At 72.5% G+C, this 18,488-nt stretch carries 6 protein-coding genes; all 6 read left to right on the plus strand.

What is annotated here, in order from left to right:
- Positions 1 to 55: 55 nt before the first annotated feature.
- The 6 genes from ACFVVA_RS32210 to ACFVVA_RS32235 are packed head-to-tail and all read left to right on the plus strand — an operon-like array spanning position 56 to position 18,332.
- Positions 56 to 2,596, plus strand: coding sequence for an amino acid adenylation domain-containing protein (locus ACFVVA_RS32210; protein WP_387694284.1), 2,541 nt, complete (start codon positions 56 to 58; stop codon positions 2,594 to 2,596).
- The gene (locus ACFVVA_RS32215; protein WP_387694285.1) at positions 2,589 to 7,205 is read left to right on the plus strand and encodes an SDR family NAD(P)-dependent oxidoreductase; all 4,617 of its coding nucleotides are present in this window, start codon (positions 2,589 to 2,591) and stop codon (positions 7,203 to 7,205) included. Before ACFVVA_RS32210 ends, ACFVVA_RS32215 begins: the two co-directional genes overlap by 8 nt.
- Positions 7,202 to 11,752, plus strand: coding sequence for an SDR family NAD(P)-dependent oxidoreductase (locus tag ACFVVA_RS32220; RefSeq protein ID WP_387694286.1), 4,551 nt, complete (start codon positions 7,202 to 7,204; stop codon positions 11,750 to 11,752). The genes ACFVVA_RS32215 and ACFVVA_RS32220 overlap by 4 nt, the downstream gene beginning before the upstream one ends.
- On the plus strand, positions 11,752 to 17,151 hold the full coding sequence (locus tag ACFVVA_RS32225; RefSeq protein WP_387694287.1) for an SDR family NAD(P)-dependent oxidoreductase: 5,400 nt from the start codon (positions 11,752 to 11,754) through the stop codon (positions 17,149 to 17,151). Before ACFVVA_RS32220 ends, ACFVVA_RS32225 begins: the two co-directional genes overlap by 1 nt.
- Before the next feature lie 48 nt (positions 17,152 to 17,199).
- The gene (locus ACFVVA_RS32230; RefSeq protein WP_387694288.1) at positions 17,200 to 18,051 is read left to right on the plus strand and encodes a 3-hydroxyacyl-CoA dehydrogenase family protein; all 852 of its coding nucleotides are present in this window, start codon (positions 17,200 to 17,202) and stop codon (positions 18,049 to 18,051) included.
- Between the two features lie 29 nt (positions 18,052 to 18,080).
- Positions 18,081 to 18,332, plus strand: a complete 252-nt coding sequence (locus ACFVVA_RS32235) for an acyl carrier protein (RefSeq protein ID WP_387694289.1) — start codon at positions 18,081 to 18,083, stop codon at positions 18,330 to 18,332.
- Positions 18,333 to 18,488: the final 156 nt, after the last annotated feature.

Raw genomic sequence — 18,488 nt, forward strand, 5'->3', positions numbered from 1 at the left:
TTCCGGCGAGACGGGTGACGTACGTCCTGCCCCCAGACTCCTCGAGGCAACCCTCATGACACTGCGCCACCCCGCACCTCCCGTGCCCGGCCCCGATGCCGAAGGGCGCCCCGTCGAGCTGCCCGCCGCCCCGGAGCTCCCGTTGGACCGGACGCCTCCGGCCCGGCGCGACCACCGGGCCGGCTCGGTCCCCCTCGTCGTCCCCGCCGGGGCGAGCGCCGCCCTGCGGCAGCTGGGTGAAGCCTGCGGAGGCGGGCTCCCGGCGGCGGCCTTCGCCCTCCACCTGGCCCTGCTGCACCGGTACTGCGGACAGGCCGAGCTCGCGGTCGGGGTGACCAACGGCGCCGGGGTGACCACGCCGGTCCGCGTCGAGGCCGGCGGGAGCTTCCGGGACCTGGTCCGGCGGGCGGGCGCCGCGCTGGCGGCGGCCGAAGAGGTCCGCACCGGCGCGGCCGTCCACCTCTGGCCGGGTTTCTCCTTCCGGCCGGAACCGCGTCCCGTGCCCGAGACCACCTCCTGCGACCTGGATCTCCAACTCTGCCACGTCGACGGCGAACTGACCGGTCAGCTGGTGTTCGCCACCGACGTCCTGGACCCGGCCACCGCCCGCCGCGCGGTGGACCACCTGCTCCGGCTGCTCGAAGGCGCGACGGCCGATCCGGACCGGTCGGTGGCCGAGCTGCCCCTGCTCACCGCCGGGGAGGAGCGCGTCATCGAGGCGCTGAACGGCGTCCCGGGCGAGCCGGCGGACCGGTGCTTCCACCGGCTCTTCGAGGAGCAGGCCGCCCGCACCCCCGAAGCGATCGCCGTCCGTTCCGAGGGCGCCGCCCTCAGCTACCGCGAACTGAACTCCCGGGCCAACCAGTTGGCCCACCTGCTGCGCGAGAGCGGCGTCGGCCCCGAGGTGACGGTGGGCCTGTGCGCCGATCGCGACGTACGGCTGATGGTGGCCGTGCTCGGCATCCTCAAGGCCGGTGGCGCGTACGTACCGGTGGACCCGAACGACCCGGCCGAGCGGCGGAACGGCATCCTCGCCGACGCGGCCGTGCGGATCGTGGTGGCGACCGCCCCGCTCGACACCGGACACCGGGTGGTCGAGCTCGACGCCGGGCTGACCGTGCTGGCCGGCCGGCCGGACGAGGACCCGCCGGCCGGGCACTCGGCCCCGGGGGACGCCGCGTACCTGCTCTACACCTCCGGCTCCACCGGCAAACCCAAGGGCGTGGTGATCGAGCACCGCCAGCTCGTCGGCTACACCCGCGCCGTCGTCCGGCGGCTCGGCATCGACGGGCCGCTCAGCTACGCGATGGTGCAGCCGCTGACGGTGGACTCCAGCGTCACGGCCTTCGCCCCGCCGCTGTGCACGGGCGGCGAGGTCCAGCTGATCTCCCGTGACGTCGCGCTGGACGCGGAGAGGCTGGCCGACTGGGTGCAGACCCGGGGGGTCGACTGCCTGAAGATCGCGCCCTCCCACCTCCGGGCCCTCCAGACCTCGCCGCGCTTCGCCGAGCTCCTGCCGCGCCGCCTGCTGGTCATCGGCGGCGAGGCCTCCGACTGGCGCTGGCTGCGCGCCCTCCAGCGCCTCGTCCCGCACTGCCGGGTCTTCAACCACTACGGTCCGACCGAGACCACCGTCGGTGTGCTGACCCTCGCCGTGGCCGACCACCCGGAGGCGGAGTGGGAGACCGCGCCGATCGGCGTTCCGCTCCCGGGCACCCGGGCCCACGTGGTGGACGCGGCGGGCCGGCCCACGCCCGTCGGCGTCGTCGGAGAGCTGCTGATCGGCGGCGGCAACCTCGCCCGCGGCTACCACCGCCGGGAGGACCTCACCGCGGCGGCCTTCGTCCCGGACACCCTCGGCGGCGGGCCGGGCTCCCGCCTCTACCGCACCGGCGACATCGTCCGCCGCCTGGCCGACGGGACGATCGCCTTCCTCGGCCGGCGCGACGACCAGATCAAGATCCGCGGCTTCCGGGTCGCCCTGGGCGAGATCGAGGCCGCGCTGAAGAGCCACCCCGAGGTGCGCCACGCCATCGCCGTCGTCCGCGAGGACGTCCCCGGCGACCGGCGGGTGGTCGCCTACATCGAGCCGCACGGCCCCGGGTTCAGCACCGCCGGGCTGGAGCGCCACCTGCGGGAGCGGCTCTCCCCGCACATGGTGCCGCAGGCGATGGTGACGCTGGACCGGCTGCCGCTCTCCGGGCACGGCAAGGTCGACCGCGGCAGGCTGCCCCGGCCCGCCGAGCCCGCCACCGCGCCACTGCCACCGCGGAACGAACTGGAGCGACTGGTGGCGCAGGTGTGGCAGGAGGTCCTCCGCACCGAAGCGGTCGGCACCGACCAGAACTTCTTCGACATCGGCGGGCACTCCCTGCTCATGGTCGGGCTGCACCACCGGCTCCGGGCGGCGACCGGCCGGGAGGTCGACCTGCTCGACCTGTTCCAGCACACCACCGTCCGGGCCCAGGCCGAGCTGCTCTCGCAGCAGAGGCAGGGGGCGGCACCGGCCGCCACCCGCGGCAGGAGCACTCAGCAGAACGCCCTGCTGAAGCGCCGCCAGCAGCAGCTGCAAGCGAAGCGAGGTCACCATGAGTGAGCACTCCCCCGAGCCCGACCCCACCGTGGACGCCGAGCCGGACTCCGAACAGGCCGACGGCTTCTCCGAGTTCGACGACAGTCTGGACATCGCCGTCGTCGGCATGGCCGGCCGCTTCCCCGGCGCCCGGACGGTCGAGGAGTACTGGAGCAACCTCAAGGCGGGCGTCTGCTCCGTCACCCGCTTCGAGGACGAGGAGCTCGCCGCCCGGGGCGTGGACGCCGCCACCCTGGCCGACCCGAACTTCGTCGGCGCGGGCTACCCGCTGGCGGACAGCGAGAAGTTCGACGCCGCCTTCTTCGGCTACTCCCCGCGCGAGGCCGAACTCATGGACCCGCAGCACCGGGTCCTGCTCGAATGCGCCTGGGCCGCCCTGGAGAGCTCCGGATACGACGCCGGTCGCCAGGACGGCCTGGTCGGCGTCTACGCGGGCGCGGGCAACAACACCTACCTGCTCTTCAACATCGCCTCCCAGCCCGGCGCCGCGCAGATCCTCGGCGACAAGCAGACGGTGATCGGCAACCGGCCGGACTTCCTCGCCAGCCGGGTCTCCTACAAGCTCGGTCTGGAGGGCCCCGCCCTCAACATCCAGTCCGCCTGCTCCACGTCACTGGTCGCCGTGGTCGAGGCGTGCCAGGCGCTGCTGGCCTACCAGTGCGACACCGCACTGGCCGGCGGCGTCGCCGTCGACGGGACCAGGAGCAAGGGCTACGTCTACCGCCCGGACGGCATCTTCTCGCCGGACGGCTACTGCCGCACCTTCGACGCCCGCGCCCGGGGGACGGTGGGCGGCGACGGCGTCGGGATGGTGGTGCTCAAGCGCCTCAAGGACGCGATCACCGACAACGACCACATCCACGCGGTCATCAAGGGCTCCGCGCTGAACAACGACGGCTCCCGCCGGGCCGGCTTCAGCGCGCCCGGCGCCGCCACCCAGTCCGCCGTCGTCTCCACCGCGCTGGCGAACGCGGACGTGCCGGCCGAGAGCATCGGCTACATCGAGCTGCACGGGACGGCCACCGTCCTGGGCGACCCGATCGAGTTCTCCGCACTCGCCTCGGCCTACTCCGGGGTCGGGGAGCGCAGTTGCGCCCTCGGCTCCGCCAAGACCAACATCGGCCACCTCGACTCGGCCGCCGGGGTCGCCGGCCTGATCAAGACCGTGCTAGCGGTGGAGCACGGGCAGCTGCCGCCCACCCTGCACTTCGAGCGGCCCAACCCGCGGATCGACCTGGCCGGCAGCCCGTTCTACGTCAACACCGAGCTGCTGCCCTGGCCCGAGGGCGACGGCCCGCGCCGCGCCGGGGTCAGCTCCTTCGGCCTCGGCGGCACCAACGCCCACGTCATCCTCGAACAGGCCCCGGAGCTGCCGCGCGAATCCCGGCCGGCCGACGGCGCCGAGCAGCTGCTGGTGCTCTCCGCGAAGAGCCCGGAGGCCCTGGAGGCGGCCACCGACCAGCTGCACGACCACCTCCGGGCGCACCCCGAACTCCCGCTGGCCGATGTCGCGTTCACCCTCCAGCAGGGCCGCCGGGCGTTCCCGTACCGACGGATGCTGGTGGCCGGCGGCACCGAGGAGGCGCTGGCGGCGCTCGACGCCCGCGACGACGGTCGGCTGCTCACCGCGACCGCGCCCGAGGCCCCGCACCGGCCGGTGGCCTTCATGTTCACCGGCTTCGGCTCCCAGTTCCCCGGCATGGCGCGCGAACTCTACGCCCAGGAGCCGGAGTTCAGGGCAGCGATGGACGAGTGCGCCGGACTGCTCGAGCCGCTGCTCGGCACGGACATCCGCGAACTCGTCTTCACCGTCGACGAGTCCGCGGACGCCGCCCCCGGGCAGCCCTTCGACTTCAGCAGGCTGCTGCTCCAGCCGGAGCGCAGCGAGCACCCGCTGGACCAGCCGCGCCTCGGCTACCCCGCGGTGTTCGCCCTCGAGTACGCCCTGGTCAGGCTCTGGGCCGCCCGGGGGGTCGAGCCCGAGGTGATGATCGGTCACAGCCTGGGCGAGTACGTCGCGGCCTGTGCGGCCGGGGTCTTCTCGCTGCCCGACGCCCTGCGCCTGGTCGCGGAGCGCGCCCGGCTGATCGAGGAGCAGGGCGAGGGCGCGATGCTCGCCGTACCGCTCTCCGAGGAGGCCGTCGCACGGTACACCGACGCGGACGTCTGCCTCGCCGCGATCAACGGTCCGCAGACCTGCGTGCTCTCCGGCACCGTCGAGGGCATCGAGCGGGTGGCCGGCGAACTGCTGGCCGCCGGCATCGCCACCCGCCGGCTGACCACCCGCTTCGCCTTCCACTCCCCGATGATGGACCCGGTCGTCGAGCGCTACGCCGAACTGGTCCGCTCGGTCCGGCTGAACGCCCCGGCCGTGCCGTTCGTCTCCAACCTGACCGGCACCTGGATCACCGACGACGAGGCCACCAGCCCCGAGTACTGGGCCCGGCACGTACGGGAGAGCGTGCGGTTCGCGGACGGCCTGGCCACCCTGTGGTCCGTCCCGGACATCGCGATCGTCGAGATCGGCCCCGCGCCGGCCCTGACCCCCGGGGCCATCCAGCACCCCGCCGCCGCCGGCACCGACCGGGTCGTCCTCCCGTCCCTCCCCGGCGCCTTCCTCGGGCAGAGCGACCGCACCGCACTCCTGCGGGCCGCCGGACGTCTCTGGCTCGCCGGCCGGGAGCGCCCCTTCCCGGCCACGGCCGGCGCCCGGCGGGTACCGCTCCCCACCTACCCCTTCGAGCGGCGCACCTACTGGCTCGAACCCGGCACCGCCCAGCCCGGCAGCGGCTCGGCCCAGCAGCGGCGCGGCGACCTGCCCCAGTGGTTCTACACGCCGTCCTGGCAGCGGCTGGCCGGCGCACCGCGGCCCGCCGAGGTCGGCCCGGCCGACGAGCGCTGGCTCGTCTTCGCGGACGAGACCGGTGTCGGCCGCCACCTCGCCGACCGCCTCGAAGGTCTCGGCGCCACCGTGCGCACGGTCTCACGGGGAGCCGAGTGGCACCGCAGGAGCGAGCGCGAGTACGTCCTCGACCCCGCCCGGCCGGAGCACTTCGACCGGCTCGCCGAGGCGCTGCGCGCCGAGGGGCCGCTGCCCGGTCGGGTGGTGCACTGCTGGAGCGTCGGCGACGACGCCGACCGGGCCACCGCGCCCGAGGACGTCCGGGCCCTGCTGCACCGCTCCTTCGACAGCCTGGTCCACTGGGCCCAGGCCACCGAGGCCGAGCTGATGACGCAGCGGCAGCGCTGGGACGTGCTGTCCTCCGAGGTGCACGCCGTCCTCGGGGACGAGCCGCTCTGCCCGCCGAAGGCGACCGTCCAGGGCCTGTGCCGGGTGCTGCCGCAGGAGTACCCCTCGCTCAGCTGCGTCCACTTCGACGTCCGCCCCGAAGGCCCGCAGGCCGTACCCGGGCTGGTCGACCAGCTACTGGCCGACCTCGCCGCCCCGCCCGGCGAGCGCACCATCGCGCTGCGCGGACGGCACCGCTGGGCGCCGACGTACGTGACCGGCGCGCCGCGCCCCCGGGGCGGGTCCCCGGTCCGCCCCGGCGGGGTGTACCTGGTCACCGGCGGCCTCGGGAAGATCGGCCTGCTGCTGGCCCGTGCCCTCGCCGACCGGGCCGAGGTGCGCCTGGTACTGATCGGACGGACGGGCCTGCCGCCCCGGGAGAGCTGGGCCGATCCGCAGCACCCGGAAGCGGTCCGGTCCGCGATCCGTGCCGTCCAGGAGATCGAGGCGCTCGGCTCCGAGGTGCTGGCGACCGCCACGGACGTCTCCGACCGCACGGCCATGCTCGCCCTGAAGGAGCGCGTCCTGCGGGAGTTCGGCCCGATCGACGGCGTGCTGCACTGTGCCGGCACGACCGGCACGGCGGCCCACCGGGAGGTCGCGGTCCTGGGCGCGGAGGAGGCCTCCTGGCACTTCGGCCCCAAGCTCTACGGCACGCAGGTGCTGCACGAGGTGCTGGCCGACCAGCAGGTGGACTTCGCCGTCATCTGCTCCTCGATCGCCTCGCTGCTCGGCGGACTCGGCTTCGGTGCGTACGCCGCCGCGAACGCCGCGCTCGACGCCTTCGCCCAGCGGAACCACAGCGCGGCCCTGCCCTGGACCAGCGTCAACTGGGAGGCCTGGCACTTCTCCCAGGAGGACCGGGCGAATTCCGAACTCGGCGCGGCAGTACGCGAGTTGGCACTCACCCCGACCGAGGGCCGGCAGGTGTTCGACGCCCTGCTCGACGCGGTGCCCCAGGCGCAGATCATCACTTCCACCGGCGATCTGACGTTGCGTCACGAACTGTGGACCGACCCGGTGGCCGAGGCGCCGACCCCGGCCGCCCGGCACGAGCGCCCCAACCTGCGCAACCCGTTCGTCGCCCCGAACGGCGAGACCGAACACCGGGTGGCGGAGATCTGGCAGGAGCTGCTCGGCCTGGAGAGTGTCGGCGTGCAGGACAACTTCTTCGAACTGGGCGGCAGTTCACTGCTCGGCCTGCAGGTCGTCCACCGGCTGCGTCAGGAGCTGGCGGTGGCCGTACCGCTGACCATCGTCTACGAGGGCCCCACCGTGCGCACCCTCGGCGCGCTCGTCGACGGCCTCCGGGCGGCGCGGTGACGGCGGCGCGCGGTGGTGTCGCGATCATCGGGATGGCGGGACGCTTCCCCGGCGCCGAGGACCTGACCGAGTACTGGTCGAACCTGCGCGACGGCGTCGAGTCGATCGTCGCCCTGACCGACGAGGAGCTGACGGCGGCCGGGGTACCGCCCGAGGTCTTCGGACAGCCGAACTACGTCAAGGCCGCGCCCGCCTTCGCCGGCAGCGACCTGTTCGACGCGGAGTTCTTCGGGTACACCGCCCGCGAGGCCGAGGTGATGGACCCGCAGCACCGGCTCTTCCTGGAGACGGCCTGGGAGGCGCTGGAGCACGCCGGCTACGACGCCGCCCGGTACGAGGGCAGAACCGGTGTCTTCGGCGGCGCGGGGGCCAACCGCTACGTCCAGCACGTCTACTCGCACCAGCAGATCGTGGACACCCTGGGCCAGACCCAGATCCTGGTGGCCAACGAACTCGCCTTCCTGGCCTCCCGGGTGTCGTACAAGCTGGACCTGAAGGGCCCCGCGGTCTCGCTGCGCGCCGCCTGCTCGACCGCGCTGGTCGCCGCCCACACCGCCTGCCGGAGCCTGCTCGCCGGGGAGTGCGACCTCGCCCTGGCGGGTGGCGTCCACGTCGACCCGAACCCGGGCACCGGCTACCTGCACCAGGACGGGTCCTTCGTGTCCCCCGACGGGCACGTCCGCCCGTTCGACGCGGACGCCCGGGGCACGGTCTTCGGGACGGGTGTCGGTCTGGTCGCGCTGAAGCGGCTGGAGGACGCGCTGGCCGACGGCGACACCGTCCACGCCGTGATCAGGGGCTCGGCGATCAACAATGACGGCGCGGTGAAGGTCGGCTTCACGGCACCGACCGTCGGCGGTCAGGCCGCGGTCATCTCCGCCGCGCTCGCCGGCGCGGGCCTCGCACCCACGGACATCGACTACATCGAGGCGCACGGCACGGGCACCTCGCTGGGCGACCCGATCGAGGTGCAGGCGCTGTCACGGGCCTTCGGCGACACCGGGTCCTGGGCCCTCGGCTCGGTCAAGGGGAACATCGGCCACCTCGACGCCGCCGCCGGCATCGCGAGCCTGCTCAAGACCACGCTCGCGCTCAAGCACGAACTCCTCCCCGCCTCGCTGAACTACACCCGCGGCAACCCCGACATCGACTTCGCCACCAGCCCCTTCCACGTGCAGGCCGAGCCCGGCCCCTGGCCGCGCACCGACGGCCGCGTCCGCCGCGCCGGGATCAGCGCCTTCGGCTTCGGCGGCAACAACGCCCACCTCATCCTCGAAGAAGCGCCGGCCGTCGAAGCCTCCCCCGCCGGCACACGCCCCACCGAAACACTCGTCCTCTCCGCCCGCACCCCGCAGGCACTCGAAGAAGCCACCGACCGACTGGCCGCCCACCTGCGCCGCGAACAACCCAACCTCGCCGACGCCGCCCACACCCTGGCCACCGGCCGCCGCGCCTTCCCCCACCGCCGCACCGTCACCGGCACCACCCCCGACACCATCGCCACCGCCCTGGAAACCCGCGACCCCGCCCACGTCACCACCAGCCACACCACCCGCGAAACCGCACCACTGGTCTTCCTGTTCAGCGGCCAGGGCTCCCAGCACACCGGCATGGCCCACGACCTCTACCAGCACGAACCCGCCTTCCGCGCCTGCGTCGACGAATGCGCCGAACTCCTCGCACCACACCTCGGCGACGACATCCGCGAGGTGATCTTCACCCAGGACCCCCGACTCGACCGGACCCAGTGGGCCCAACCCGCCCTCTTCGTCGTCGAGTACGCCCTCACCCGGCTCTGGCAGTCCTGGGGCATCACCCCCACCGCCATGCTCGGCCACAGCCTCGGCGAGTGGACCGCCGCCTGCGTCGCGGGCGTCTTCACCCTCCCCGACGCCCTGCGCCTCGTCGCCCTGCGCGGCCGCCTCATGCAGGCCCAGGCCCCCGGCGCCATGCTCAACGTGATGGCCGACCGCTCCACCGTCGAAGCCGCCCTGCCCCACGACCTCTCGCTCGCCGCCCACAACGGCCCCCGCGACTGCGTCGTCTCCGGCCCCCACGACGCCATCCAGGCCTTCACCACCCTCGCCGAAGAACACGGCTGGGCCACCCAACCCGTCACCACCTCCCACGCCTTCCACTCCCCCCTCATGGAACCGGTGATCACGGAATTCACCACCGCCGTCGCAGGCGTGCCCCGCCAGGCACCGAACACCCCCTTCGTCTCCAACACCACCGGCACCTGGATCACCGACCAGCAGGCCACCGACCCCGCCTACTGGGGCCACCACATCCGCGCCACCGTCGAATACGCCACCGGCATCCGAACCGCCACCACCGAACCGGGCACCACCCTCCTCGAAATCGGCCCCGGCCAAACCCTCACCAGCCTCGCCCGCCGCATCCTCACCAACACCGCCACCCAGGCCACCACCCTCAACTCACTCCCCCACAAACACGACCCCCGCACCCCCTCCGAAACCGTCCAACGCACCCTCACCAACCTCTGGCTCACCGGCACCACACCCGACTGGACCACCTACCACTCCCACCAACAACGCCGCCGCATCCCCCTCCCCACCTACCCCTTCCAACACAAGCGCTACTGGCTCGACCGACAGGCCACGACGGCCCGGGCCACCGGTCGTGCCGCGGCGCGCCGCGACGACATCACGCAGTGGTTCTACGCCCCGTCCTGGCAGCGGGCGCCTCTCCCGGCCGGGGAGCAGCCGGACTGCACCCGGCACTGGCTGGTCTTCGCCGACGGCCTGGGTGTGGGCGAGGCGGTGACCGAGCAGCTGCGGGCCGCCGGTGCCACCGTCACCGTGGTGGCGGCGGCCGACGCCTGGTCCGACCGGGGAGACGGCCACTACGCCATCGACCCGGCCGACAGCTCCGGCTACGAGCGGCTGATCAGCACCCTGCGGAACGGCCCTGCCGGCGTGCCCACCCACATCGTGCACGGCTGGAGCGTCACCGCGCCGGGCGAGGAGGGCAGTCTCCAGCACGGTTTCGAGAGTCTGATCCGCCTCACTCAGGCCCTCGTCCAGCACCCGGACGGCGAGCCGCGCCGGATCTGGGTGCTCAGCAACGGCCTGCACAACGTCACCGGCGCCGAGCCGCTCTCGCCGCTGAAGGCCACCCTGCTGGGCCCGTGTCGCGTGCTGCCCCGCGAGCTGCCGGGCACCACCTGCCGCAGCGTCGACCTCGACTGCCAGGCAGCTCCCACCCATGCCCAACTGGGGAAGCTGATGGCCGAGTTGGCAGCCGATCCGGAGCCCGGTACGGAAACGGTGGCGCACCGAGGAGGGCACCGCTGGTCCCAGCACTACCTGCCGCAGCCACTGCCCCGACTCGACGAGTCGCCGGTGGTGCGCAAGGACGGTGTCTACCTGGTCACCGGCGGCACCGGCGGCCTGGGCCTGGCCCTGGCCGGGCACCTCGCGGCAGCGGGGGCAAGGATCGCGCTCACCGCGCGTACCCGGCTGCCCGACGCCGCGGAGTGGGACTCCTGGCTCGCCGGCAACCCGGGCAAGGGCCGACTCGCCGATACCGTACGGGAGTTGGTCCGCCTGCGGGACGCAGGTGCGGAGCTCCTGGTGTTCCGGGCCGACGTGAGCGACCAGGCGGCGATGAGCGAGGCCGTCCGGCGGACCACCCAGCGGTGGGGGGCCATCCACGGCGCCTTCCACACGGCGGGCGTCGCCGGTGGCGGCCTGATCCAGCTCAAGGACCTCCAGGCGGCCGCCGAGGTCCTGCGCCCGAAGGTGCACGGCACCCTGGTGCTGGAGGAGGTGCTGGCGGACCAGGAGCTGGACTTCCTGGTCCTGTTCGGCTCGAACGGTGCGAACATCGGCAGTGTCGGCCAGGTCGACTACTGCGCCGCCAACTGCTTCCTCGACGCCTTCGCCCAGGACCGGGGGCGCACCCGGCGGGTGATCTCGATCGACTGGGGTCCGTGGCGGGAGATCGGCATGGCGGTCGGTACCGCCGCGCCGTCCGGCACCGAGCAGGTGGACGAGCGCGCCATGTCGCCCGCCGAAGGGCTGTGGGCCCTCGACACGATCCTGGCCCGGGTCTCGGAGTCGCAGGTCATCGTGTCGCCCGCCGAGCTCTCGGCGCTGTTCGAGAACGCCTTCTCGCTGGAGCAGGACGCCACCGCGGCACCCCGTGGCGCCGCGCACGAACGCCCGGACATCCTCACCGAGTTCGTGGCACCGCGCAGCGACACCGAGCGCACGATCTGCGAGCTGTGGCAGGAGCTGCTGGGCATCGAGAAGGTCGGCATCCAGGACAGTTTCTTCGATCTGGGCGGCAACTCCCTGATCGCGATCCAGCTGGTGAGCACCATCAACACCCGGCTGGGCACGAAGCTCGCCCTCGGTGACCTGTACGAGGGACTGACGGCGGCCCACCTGGCCGGCCTGGTCGAGAAGCCCGAGCAGCAGCCAACGGGCGGCAGCCTCAAGGCACTTGAGGAACGCAGAGAGAAGATGCAGCAGCGCCGGCGTCAGCACCAGCAACGGCGTCGGACGGCAAGGGGCGAATGATGACCAATGAGTTCACGGATCTCCCGGAACGGGACGGCGTCGCGATCATCGGGATGGCGGGGCGTTTCCCCGGCGCGGGGGACCTGACCGAGTTCTGGTCGAACCTGCGCGACGGCGTCGAGTCGATCGTCGCCCTGACCGACGAGGAGCTGACGGCGGCCGGGGTGCCGGCCGAGGTCTTCGGCCGGCCCGACTACGTCAAGGCCGCACCCAGGTTCGAGGGCATCAGCCTGTTCGACGCGGAGTTCTTCGGGTACACCGCCCGCGAGGCGAAGATCATGGACCCGCAGCACCGGCTCTTCCTGGAGACGGCCTGGGAGGCACTGGAGCACGCCGGATACGACGCCGCCCAGTACGACGGCAGAACCGGCGTCTTCGGCGGCGCCAGCACCACCGCCTACCTCGGGAACATCCTCGGCAACCTGGAGCAGGGCGAGGCGATCAAGGGCGAGAACGTCGGCCTGGGCTTCGAACTCGCCTTCCTGACCAGCCGGGTGTCGTACAAGCTCGACCTGCGGGGGCCGAGCTTCCCGGTCCAGACCGCCTGCTCCAGCTCGCTGGTGGCGCTGCACTCCGCCTGCCAGAGCCTGCTCAACTACGAGTGCGACATGGCCCTTTCGGGTGCGGTCTCCTACAAGGTGCAGGAGAACACCGGCTACCCGTACCAGGAGGGGGCCTTCCTCTCCCCGGACGGACACATCCGCCCGTTCGACGCGGACGCCCGGGGCACGGTCTTCGGCAACGGTGTCGGCGTGGTGGCCCTGAAGCGGCTGGAGGACGCGCTGGCCGACGGCGACACCGTCCACGCCGTGATCAAGGGATCGGCGATCAACAACGACGGTGGGGTCAAGGCGAGTTTCACCGCCCCTACCGTCGGCGGTCAGGCCGAGGTGATCACGGAGGCGCTCGCCGCCGCGGAGGTCGACCCCGAGGACATCGACTACGTCGAGGCGCACGGCAGTGGCACCGTGATCGGTGACTCGATCGAGGTGCAGGCGTTGTCACGGGCGTTCGGCGACACCGGGTCCTGGGCCCTCGGCTCGGTCAAGGGGAACGTCGGGCACCTCGACGCCGCCGCCGGCATCGCGGGCCTGCTCAAGACCACGCTCGCACTCGAGCACGAGCTGCTGCCGCCCTCGCTGAACTACACCCGCGGCAACCCCGACATCGACTTCGCCACCAGCCCCTTCCGGGTCCAGGCCGAGCCCGGCTCCTGGCCGCGCACCGACGGTCGCGTCCGCCGCGCCGGGATCAGCGCCTTCGGCTTCGGCGGCAGCAACGCCCACCTCATCCTGGAGGAGGCCCCGCTCGCCGATCCCTCTCCGGCCGGCCCGCGCCCGACCGAGACGCTGGTCCTCTCGGCTCGTACGGCCGAGGCACTCGAAGCGGCCACCGACCGGCTGGCCGCACACCTGCGCCGCGAGAACCCCAACCTCGCCGACGCCGCCCACACCCTGGCCACCGGCCGCCGCACGTTCCCGCACCGCCGCACCGTCACCGGCTCTTCCGCCGAAGCCGTCGCGGCCGCTCTGGAGGCACGGGACCCGGCCAACGTCGTCACCGGTCACGTCACGGGCGGCGCCACACCGCTGGTGTTCGTCTTCAGCGGCCAGGGCTCCCAGCACTCCGGCATGGCCCGTGACCTGTACGAGCAGGAAGCCGTCTTCCGCGCCTGCGTCGACGAGTGCGCCGAGCTGCTCAGGCCGCAGCTCGACCAGGACATCCGCGAGGTGATCTTCACCGAGGACAGCCGACTCGACCGGACTCAGTGGGCCCAACCCGCCCTCTTCGTCGTCGAGTACGCGCTCACCCGGCTCTGGCACTCCTGGGGCATCACCCCCACCGCCATGCTCGGCCACAGCCTCGGCGAGTGGGTCGCCGCCTGCGTCGCGGGCGTCTTCACCCTCCCCGACGCCCTGCGCCTCGTCGCCCTGCGCGGCCGCCTCATGCAGGCCCAGGCCCCCGGCGCCATGCTCAACGTCATGGCCGACCGCTCCACCATTGAAGCCGCCCTGCCCCACGGCCTCTCGCTCGCCGCCCACAACGGCCCCCGCGACTGCGTCGTCTCCGGCCCCCACGACGCCATCCAGGCCTTCACCACCCTCGCCGAAGAACACGGCTGGGCCACCCAGCCCGTCGCCACCTCCCACGCCTTCCACTCCCATCTGATGGAGCCGATGGTCGGAGAGTTCGTCGCCGCCGTCGCCGCCGTCGACCGCCGTGCTCCGCAGGTGCCGTTCGTCTCCAACCTCACCGGCACGTGGATCACCGACAGCCAGGCGGTGGACCCGGGTTACTGGGGCAACCACGTCCGCGCCTGCGTCGAGTACTCCGCTGGCGTCCGGACCGCCGCCACCGAGCCGCACGTCACCCTGCTCGAAGTCGGCCCCGGCCAGACGTTCAGCAGCCTCGCCCGGCGCATCCTCACCAGTGCGGGCATCGAGGCCACGGCTCTCGCCTCGCTCCCCCACAAGCGCGACCGCCGTACCGCCACCGAGATCATCCAGCGCACCCTCGGCAACCTCTGGCTCACCGGCGCCCGGCCCAGCTGGGCCGCCTACTTCGCCCAGCAGCAGCGCCGCCGCATCCCCCTCCCCACCTACCCCTTCCAGCGCAAGCGCTACTGGCTGGAGCCCCGGATCCCGCAGGCGGCGGTCCGGCGCACGCCCGGCCCGCACCCGTTGCTGGACCAGGTCCTGCTCCGGACGATGGGCCAGTCCGTCTTCCTCACCGAGTTCTCGCTGGAACGGCACTGGGTGCTCTCCGAACACAAGCTGCTCGGAGAGGCGATCGTCCCCGGAACCACCTATCTGGAGATGGCCCGCGCCGCCGCCTCGCTGCACTTCGGCCGGCCGGTCACCGAGCTCCGCGACGTGACCTTCCTCGTGCCGCTGCTGGTGCAGGAGGGAACCCCGCGCACCGCGCACACGACCGTCCGCGAACTCGACGACCAGCAGGCCGAGTTCACCGTCGCCAGCCACGACCCGGCGAGCGACCACTGGACGGTGCATGTCCAAGGTACGGTCGGCGTCAGGCCGCACACCGCCCCCGCGCCGCAGCAGGATCCGGCCGCGCTGCGGGCGCTCTGCTCGCTGGAGAGCGTGGACATCGCCCTGCGGCAGAGCGAGCACAAGGTGATGGAGTTCGGCGACCGCTGGCGCAGCAGCCTCCCGACCGTGCACGTCGGCATCCGGGCCGCCCTCGGCATACTCGACCTGCCCGAGCAGTACCGGGCCGAGTGCCAGGACCACCTCCTGCACCCGACCCTGCTCGACCAGGCCACCGGCTTCAGCGGATTCGCCGTCCTGGAGACCGCCGACGACCGTCGACTCGCCCTCGGCGACCGGGACTTCTTCCTCCCGGTCGGCTACGACTCGCTGCTCCTGCACGGCCCGCTGCCCGCTCGCGGCCTGAGCTTCGTCCAACCGCATCCGGGCTATGTGAACAACGCCGAGTTCCGCAAGGTCGACGTGGTGATCTGCGACGAGTCGGGGGCCACCGCCGCCGAGATCCGCGGCTTCACCGTCAAGCGCGTCACCGACGCCAAGCGCACGGTCGCCCGGCTGCGCCCGCACACCCGTCATCACACCCTCCGCTGGGTCCCGGCACCGGCACCCGAGGAGCGCCGGGCGCCGCCCACCCGGGTCCTGGTGATCGGCGAGCAGGGCAGCATCGGCGCCGAGCTGAGTGCCGCACTGCGTGCGCGCGGCGTCAGCGTCGCCGAGGCGGTACTCGCAGACCGGTGGCAGCAGACACTTCCGGACCGGTACGAAGTGCCGCCCACCCAGGAGGGTTTCGGCCGGCTGCTGGACGCACTCGGTGCGGAACTCCCGGACGAGGTCGTGCACGTCGCGGCCCCTGCCGACGACGGCGTCCAGCAGGATCTGTCGCTCCTGGAGGCCAGGCTCGGCCACGGCGTCCACAGCCTGTTCCACTTGGCCCGCAGCCTCTCCGAGCGCGGCGTGGCCCCGGCCGGGTTCAGTGTGGTCGCCCCCTCGGTGGCACGAGTGACCGGCACCGAGCCGCAGACGGCCCCGGTCCACGCGACGCTCTTCGGCCTGGCGAAAGTGATCGGCCAGGAGTACGAGAACACCGACGTGTTCTGCCTCGACATCGCCGGCGACACCGGCGCCGAGGCCGTCTGCGCCGAACTGCTCGGAGCCCGGACACCCGCCACCGTCGCGCTGCGCGACGGGCACCGGTACGTCGCGGAGCTCGCACCGCTGCACCTGCGGGAGCAGCCGAGGTCCGCGCCGGTCCGCCCGGACGGGGTGTACCTCATCACCGGCGGTCTGGGCGGACTCGGACTCGCGGTCGCCCGCCATCTGAGCCGCTCGGGGCCGGGTGTGCGGCTGGCCCTGGTCAACCGCACCGAACTGCCGCCGCGCGAGCGGTGGGACGACGTCACCGACGCCAAGCTGCGCGGGCAGATCGAGGCGCTGCGTGACCTGGAGCGGAACGGTGCCGAAGTCCGCAGCTACTCCGGTGACGTCACCGACCTGACGGTCATGGCGGGAGTCGTCGCGAAGATCCGCGCCGATCTCGGCGCGATCGGCTGCGTCGTCCACGCGGCCGGTGTCGCCGGGGACGGCTTCCTCTTCCGCAAGGACGCGGAGACCTTCCGTCGTACTCTGAACCCCAAGGTGCTCGGCGCCACCGTGCTGGACCTCGTCACCCAGGACGATCCGCCGGACTGCATGGTCAACTTCGGTTCCACGGTGGCGATCTTCGGCGCGGCCGGGCAGGGCGACTACACAGCCGCCAACAGCTACCTGGACCAGTTCGCCGAGCAGCGCTCCGCGCGCGGCCGGCGGACGGTGACGGTCGACTGGAGCGACTGGCTGGAAACCGGCATGGCCTTCGACCACGGAGTCCGGCAGGACCAGGGCTTCTTCCGGTCGGTGTCGGTCGAGGACGGTCTCAGCAGCTTCGAGGAGATCCTCGCCTCGGCCTGCACCCCGGTGATCGTCGGCGAGGTCAACTACCGCAAGCTGGGCGGGTCCGACGAGCTCACGGAGCTGCTGCGCCGCGCGCCGCTGGTGCTGGCCGCCCCGATCCGGCAGGCCGTCGCCGCGGCCCGCAGCAGTGCCGGCGAATCCGCCGCACCGCCGGACGGCACGCCGTCCGACGGCGAGCCGAAGCTCTTCGGCAAGGAGAGCGGCGAGTTCAGCGACACCGAGCGCGCGCTCGCCCGGATCTGGGCCCGCGAGCTCGATCTCACCGAACTCAACGTGCATGACACCTCGTTCGCGCTCGGGGTGGACTCGCTGGCCGCGCTCCGGATCGCCCAGAGCATCCAGAAGACCATGGACATCCGGGTCTCCATGGTCGACCTGTTCCGCTATGTCACGATCGCGGATCTCGCCGATCACCTGGACACCAGGGACGCCCGGGCCTGACCGGGCACCCCCACTCCCCTCCTTCTATCCCGCAAAGGTGGTATCCCCGTGAGCATCCGAACCGTAGGCGTGATCGGCGCCGGCACGATCGGCCGCGGCGTCGCCCAGTCCTTCGCGGAGTCCGGGTTCGAGGTGATCCTCGTGGACATCTCACCGGCTCAGCTCGACAGCGCGGTGGCCCAGATCGGCCGTGACCTGCTGGTCCAGCCGATGCTGCTCGGCAAGCCGCTGAAGGAGGACGTCAAGACCGTCCTCGCCCGGATCACCACCGGCACCGAGCTCACCTCGCTGGCCGACGCCGACTTCGTGGTCGAGAACGTCACCGAGGACTGGGACATCAAGCGCACGGTGTACGAGCGGATCGACACCGTCTGCCGCCCTGGAGTGATCTTCGGCGTGAACACCTCGGCCGTGCCGATCACCCGGGTGGGCTCGGTCACCGGGCGACCGGCCGAGATCCTCGGGCTGCACTTCATGAACCCCGTCCCGATGATGGACACCGTCGAGGTCGTCAGCGGCCACTTCACCAGCGAGGAGACGCTGAACACCGCGCTCGGGCTGCTGGCGGACATGGGCAAGGAGGGCATCGTCGTCCAGGACGCCCCCGGCTTCATCACCAACCGGGTCCTCATGGTGACCATCAACGAGGCCATCTTCTGCGTCCAGGACCAGATCGCCTCGGCCGAGGACGTCGACAAGATGTTCCGCGGCTGCTTCGGCCACAAGATGGGGCCCCTGGAGACCGGCGACCTGATCGGCCTCGACACGATCCTGAACTCGATCACGGTCATGTACGAGAGCTACAAGGACAGCAAGTACCGCCCCGCCCCCCTGCTCCAGAAAATGGTCGACGCACGACTCCTGGGCCGCAAGACCGGCCAGGGCTTCTACACCTACTGATCCTCGAACTACCCAAGGAGAAACCCGATATGACGAACGACGACGTGCGCGCCCGGGTCCGCGAGTTCCTCGCCCCGCACCTGGCCGGCCAGCCGCTCGCCGACAACGACGACTTCTTCGCCCTCGGCTACGTCAACTCCCTCTTCGCGATGCAGCTCGCGCTCTTCGTCGAGAAGGAATTCGCCCTGACCCTCGGCCCGGCGGACATGGACTTCGACAACTTCCGCACGGTCGACGGTCTCGTCCGCCTGGTCACGTCGCGGACGGCCACGGCGGCCTAGGACACGCCTTAGGCCCACCTGCGGACGCGCGGCGGCCCCCCCCCCCCCCCCCGGCCCCCCGGGGCCCGGGGACCCAACGGGGGGGGATAAACCCCAATACCCCCCCCCCCCCAGGGCGCAACCCCCGCGCCCAGAGCCCCCCCGGACCCCCCCCCC

The organism is Kitasatospora sp. NPDC058048 (genome assembly GCF_042885555.1).
In the GTDB taxonomy this organism is placed as follows: domain Bacteria; phylum Actinomycetota; class Actinomycetes; order Streptomycetales; family Streptomycetaceae; genus Kitasatospora; species Kitasatospora lactacystinica.